This window comes from Bellilinea sp. (assembly GCF_053501535.1).
Genome location: NZ_JBRCOK010000045.1, coordinates 1 through 5,648, shown reverse-complemented (window position 1 = coordinate 5,648; position 5,648 = coordinate 1). Strand labels below are relative to the sequence as shown.

At 55.1% G+C, this 5,648-nt stretch carries 4 protein-coding genes; all 4 read left to right on the top strand.

Annotated features, from left to right (window positions below):
* Nucleotides 1–91 precede the first annotated feature (91 nt).
* A complete protein-coding gene (locus tag ACWIZX_RS05030; protein WP_322794191.1) occupies nt 92–1,678 on the top strand; it encodes a sodium:solute symporter family protein in 1,587 nt (528 codons plus the stop codon).
* A gap of 52 nt (nt 1,679–1,730) precedes the next feature.
* Nucleotides 1,731–2,936 carry a saccharopine dehydrogenase family protein gene (locus tag ACWIZX_RS05025; RefSeq protein ID WP_448335017.1) on the top strand — a complete coding sequence of 402 codons (1,206 nt, stop codon included), beginning with the start codon at nt 1,731–1,733 and terminating at the stop codon, nt 2,934–2,936.
* A 131-nt stretch (nt 2,937–3,067) separates the two neighbouring features.
* Nucleotides 3,068–4,651 (top strand): APC family permease, encoded by a 1,584-nt coding sequence (locus ACWIZX_RS05020; protein ID WP_448335016.1) that lies wholly within the window; start codon nt 3,068–3,070, stop codon nt 4,649–4,651.
* A 5-nt stretch (nt 4,652–4,656) separates the two neighbouring features.
* Nucleotides 4,657–5,648, top strand: a 992-nt coding sequence (locus tag ACWIZX_RS05015; protein ID WP_448335015.1) for an aspartate aminotransferase family protein, incomplete at its 3' end; no start/stop codon positions are given.

Here is a 5,648-nt window from a genome sequence, read left to right as displayed (position 1 = left end):
GAGGGGGACGAAAATGCGAAAGTTGATGTAGAAATGATTTATCCCGAATTGAGGTTAAAAACAGTTCTTTTGTGAAGGAGAAAAAAATAAGATGGAATTTCCGGTTTCCAACACAACCATCATTGTTTTCTTCATCATCCTGTTTTTTGCCATCCGGATTGGGATTGGCTATTACGCCTCCCGCAAAGTTTCCAACACGACCGACTACATTGTGGCCGGCAGAAGACTGCCCATTTACCTGACCGGCGCATCCATCATGGCAACCTGGTTTGCAGCCGAAACCTTAATGGGCGCCAGTTCGACTGCCTACCAGTACGGTTTTCAAGGGGTTGTGTTTGATCCGTTTGGGGCGGCTTTGTGCCTTTTTCTGTCGGGGTTTTTCTTCATCCGGTTGATGCGCAGGGCGCGCTACCTGACGATTATTGACTTTTTTGAACGCCGCTTCGGAAAATGGATGGGGATTGCCGGCTCCATCATCCAGATGATCACCTACTTTGGCTGGACAGCCGCCCAAATTGTGGCGGGCGGCAACATTGTTCACGCCCTGTTCGGCTGGCCGGTTACCACCGGCATGCTTTTCGTGGCGCTGATTGTGGTTTCTTACACCATGATGGGGGGAATGTGGGCGGATACTTTGCTGGATTTCATCCAGATGTTCTTAACTGCTGGCGGAATCACCTTGATTTTTGTGGCCGTCATGCGGGCGGTCGGCGGATGGGATGCCTTCATCTCGAATGCCGGCTCGTTGTACGTCAGTAAACCCTTCACCCTTCTGCCCATCGAGGGAGAGGGCTACCTCGGTTACACCGGTGGATTGGGGTGGACTTATTGGGTTGGAGCCTGGATGGCTTTGGGGCTGGGTTCGATAGCGGCGCAGGACTTGATGCAGCGCTCCATGTCCGCCCGCAATGAGGCAACGGCGGTGCACGGAACGTATCTGGCAGCCATTTTGTATCTGGGCTTTGGGGTGCTTTCCCCCTTGATTGGCATTGCCATGTTTGCCATGAATCCCAACATTGCCCCCGAACAAACCGAATTTATCCTCGTCACCGCCACAACCGAACATCTTTCTCCCGTTTTGGCAGGGATCTTTATCGCCGCGCTGGCTTCCGCGTTGATGAGCACCTCCGATAGCTCGATTCTGGCCGGCGCTTCCGTATTTACCGAAAATATCCTCCCGCTCTTCAAAAAAGGACTGACCGAAAAATCCCAACTGGCCTGGACGCGGTTGATGGTGTTTGTCATCGGGCTGATGAGTCTGTTGATGGCGCTTTATGCGCAGACCATTTACAAACTTTCGGTGTTTGCCTGGACGGTTATTTTAGTAGGCATGTTCGCTCCGTTTGCCTTCGGCATGTACTGGAAAAAAGCCAATCAGAGCGGCGCGCTGGCAGGCTTCCTGGGCGGTTGGATCACCTGGTTGATCACCCTTCCCATCCTCTATCCGACCACTCTGGAAATCAACGCAGGGGATAGCGAGCTGGCCATCTGGGATGCAGCCTACATCGGTTCTGTGCCGGCCTTTCTGGTTTCTGTGCTGCTGGTGGTCGTCGTTTCGCTCCTCACTCAAAAGCGAGATGCTCCCAAACCCCTGACCGATGTGGATTATCAGGTAATCGAAACCAAAGACCGCCTGGGCTTGCTGCCCTTGAAAGATGCTTTACGAAAAATCCCCTGAAACGGCTTGTCCACTTTCGGAGAACCAAAATCATCACGAAAGGAGTAAGAACATGAAAATTTTACTTGTTGGCGTAGGTGGCGTGGGTGAGGCCATTGCGGTGATGTCGGCCAAAAAACCCTGGCTTGAGCAGATGGTTTTATCCGACTACAATAAGCATCGTCTGGAAGAAGTCCAGCGGAAATTGGCTGACCCGCAGCGATTCCCCACCGAATGGGTAGATGCTTCACGGCAGGAGCTGGTCGAAGAACTGGCGAAAAAGTATCAGGTTGACCTGATCATGAACGCCTGCGATCCGATTTACAACATGCCCATCTTCAACGCCGCCTACAATGTCGGTTGTCATTATATAGACATGGCCATGTCCCTCTCGGAGCCGAACGAAAAGGACCCCTACCATCAGCCCGGCCTGAAACTGGGAGATTTGCAATTCGCCCAATCCAAACAATGGGAAGAAAAAGGTCTTCTGGCGCTGGTGGGGATGGGGGTCGAACCGGGCATGGCGGATGTCTTCGCCCGCTATGCTCAGGATTATCTCTTCGATGATATTGATGAAATCGGCATTCGGGATGGCGCCAACCTGGAAGTGCGCGGGTATGAGTTTGCCCCCAATTTTTCCATCTGGACCACCATCGAGGAGTGCCTGAATCCGCCGGTGATTTGGGAAGAGGGCAAGGGCTGGTACACCACCGAACCGTTCTCGGAGCCGGAGGTTTTTGAGTTTCCTGAGGGCATTGGCAAGGTGGAATGTGTCAATGTCGAACATGAAGAAGTGCTGCTCATTCCGCGCTGGGTCAAAGCCAAACGAGTGACCTTCAAATACGGTTTGGGCGACCAGTTCATCAACGTCCTGAAGACTTTGAAAATGCTCGGGCTGGACAACAAAGAACCCATCCATGTTAAGGGCGTGATGGTTGCCCCCCGTGATGTGGTGGCCGCCTGTCTGCCCGACCCCGCCCATCTGGGTGACCGCATGTTCGGGAAAACCTGCGCCGGCACCTGGGTGAAAGGGAAAAAGGATGGAAAGCCCCGCCAGGTTTATATCTATCAGGTGGCGGACAATCAGGAATGTATGCAGAAGTTCGGCGTTCAGGCGGTGGTGGCGCAGACCGGCTTCAACCCGGTGATCGCCTTTGAACTGATCGAGAAGGGCATCTGGAAAGGCAAAGGCGTGCTCGGCCCGGAGGCGTTCGATCCGCTTCCCTTTATGGAGCGCATGGCAGAATACGGATTTCCTTACGGCATTAAGGAGATGTAAGGATTTGGGGTGAAAAAACCACCCGCCTAAGCAGGCAAATACCCGCAGGAATCCGCAAAGGAATCTGAAAAACCTGTATAAAATGGATGGTATATCTCGTTCAGCTTTGGTCATTAATTTGGAGGTGATTCATGGCTGTGGTTGAAAATAAAGGGCAGGTGATTCAGCAAGAGGCGAAAAAGTTGAAACGGGAGTTAACCTTGCTGCCGTTATTTGGCCTCATTTACTTTACCGTCTGCGGCGGGGCCTTTGGTATTGAGCCGCTGGTCGGACTGTCCGGTCCGGGCATGGCGCTCCTGTTGATTGTCATCACCCCGCTGGTTTTCAGCATCCCCAACATGCTGCTGGTGAGGGAAATGACCTCCATGATGCCGGTCGAAGGCGGCTATTACCACTGGGTCAAGCAGGCCTTCGGTCCTTTCGCCGGCTTCATGGCCGGTTGGATGAACTGGGTGGTTGCCTGGGTGGATGTTTCCATTTACCCCGTGCTTGCGGCTTATTATCTGGGTTATTTCATCCCCGCGCTGCGGACGGGGGCGGTGATCAACGGGATTGAAGTGCCGGCCTGGGTTCTTTCCTGGGGGGTTGCATTGATTTTGATTTGGGTCATCACTGCCCTGAACATCCGCGGGGCGCGTCTGGCGGGGATGACCGCCAACGGTCTCGGCGTGATCATGTTAATCCCCCTGATTCTGATGTCGGCACTGGGTTTTTATCAGTGGATTCGCGGCGGGGTGACCCTGAACATTCCCCTCCTGCCGGAAGGCGAAACGATTACCGGGGCGTTGAGTGTCGGCCTCTTCGTAGTGATGTGGAATTTCATGGGGTGGGAGTTGCCCACCGCCGCCGGCGATGAAATCGTCAACCCGAAGAGAACCTATCCAATCGCCATGGTGCTGGTTTTGATTGCCGCCATTGCCACCTACTCCCTGCCCACCCTGGCGGGGCTGTTCGGTGGGGCCGGGGAGGACGGCCGCTATCACCTGTGGGGACAGGAAGAACCGGAAACCGGAGCCGGCATTGGCGCATTGATGGCCGAATACGGAATTGGCGAGGAAAAACTGATCGAATGGGGCGTGGATCCCATGTCCTCGGTCGGCTGGGAATTTCCGGATATTGCCCACGCCATCGCCGATAAGGTCACCGGCGTACCCAACAGCCCGCTGGCGAATACGCTGGGGCTGCTGGTCACCATTTCGGCCATCCTGAGCATGATTGGACTGTTTATAGGAAACGGCCTGGGAGGAACGCGTGTGCCGTTTGCCATGGCTGAAGACGGGATGATGCCGTCCTTTTTGACCAGGGTTCATCCCCGCTACGGCACGCCGTATGTGGCCATTATTTTGTGTGGGGTGATCTTCTCCATTTTCTCGCTTCAGCCGTTTGCCTTTCTGGTGGTCGTGGATGTTTTCCTGAACATGACGGTGCTGTTTGTGCAGTTCCTGGCGCTGTGGAAACTGCGCTTCTCCATCCCTCACGTCCCGCGCAAGAAAATTCCGGGCGGCTACTTTGGGCTGACCCTGGCAACCCTTGCCCCCAGCGCGATCATCTTTCTGGCCATCTACAGTCAACTGGTGGAAGAGGGCCTCAACTCGCTGTGGCTGGCGCTGGCGGCAATGGGAGTAGGCGCGCTGCTTTACTTCCCCATCCGGCGGTACATCAAACCGGGCATCCCGGATGTTGACCCGTTCCGATTGGAACCGGAAGAGGAATAAAAAATATGGATGCGGTAACCGACAAATATCAAACGCTTTTCAAACACCTTTCGCCGGTGTGGAGTCACTATACCGAAATTATCGTGAGCAAGGCGGAAGGCACGCTCCTGTACGACCTGAACGGCAGGCCGTATCTGGATTTTACCTGCGGCATTGGGGTGACCAACACCGGTCATTGTCACCCCAAGGTGGTCAGCGCCGTTCAGGAACAGGCCGCCCTGCTGCTGCACGGGCAGGCGAACATCATCACCCATCAGCCGATGTTGAATCTGGTGGAAGCGCTGCTGGAAATCGTCCCCCAGCCCATTGACGGCTTCTTTTTCAGCAATTCCGGTGCGGAAGCGGTCGAAGGGGCGGTCAAATTAGCCCGGCACGCCAGCGGGAAGAGCAACATCATCGTATTTCAGGGAAGTTTTCACGGCCGGACGGCCAACACCATGGCGATGACCACCTCCAAAACCATTTACCGGGCGGGGTATCAACCCCTGCCGGCGGGTGTGTTTGTGGCGCCGTACCCCTATGCTTTGCGGTTTGGCTGGGACGAGGAAACCACCAGTCAGTTCTGCCTGGAGGAACTTGAATTTCTTTTGCAAACTCAAACCGCCCCCTCCGAAACCGCCGCAATGATCGTTGAACCGGTGCTCGGCGAGGGGGGCTATGTGGTGCCGCCGGTCAGTTTTCTCAAAGGGCTGCGTGAGCTGTGCAGCCGCCACCAAATTCTGCTAATTGTGGACGAAATTCAGTCCGGCTTTGGCAGAACCGGGCGGTGGTTTGCGCTGGAGCATTTTGACCTGCAGCCGGACATCCTGGTGGTTGCCAAAGGGCTGGCTTCCGGTTTGCCGCTTTCGGGAGTTTTCAGCTCGCTGGATTTAATGAAAAAGTGGGTGACCGGTTCTCACGGCGGAACCTACGGCGGGAATGCCGTGGCCTGCGCCGCGGCGGTGGCCACCATTGCCGCCATCAAAGAAGACGGCATGCTCGCCAATGCCCGGCAGCG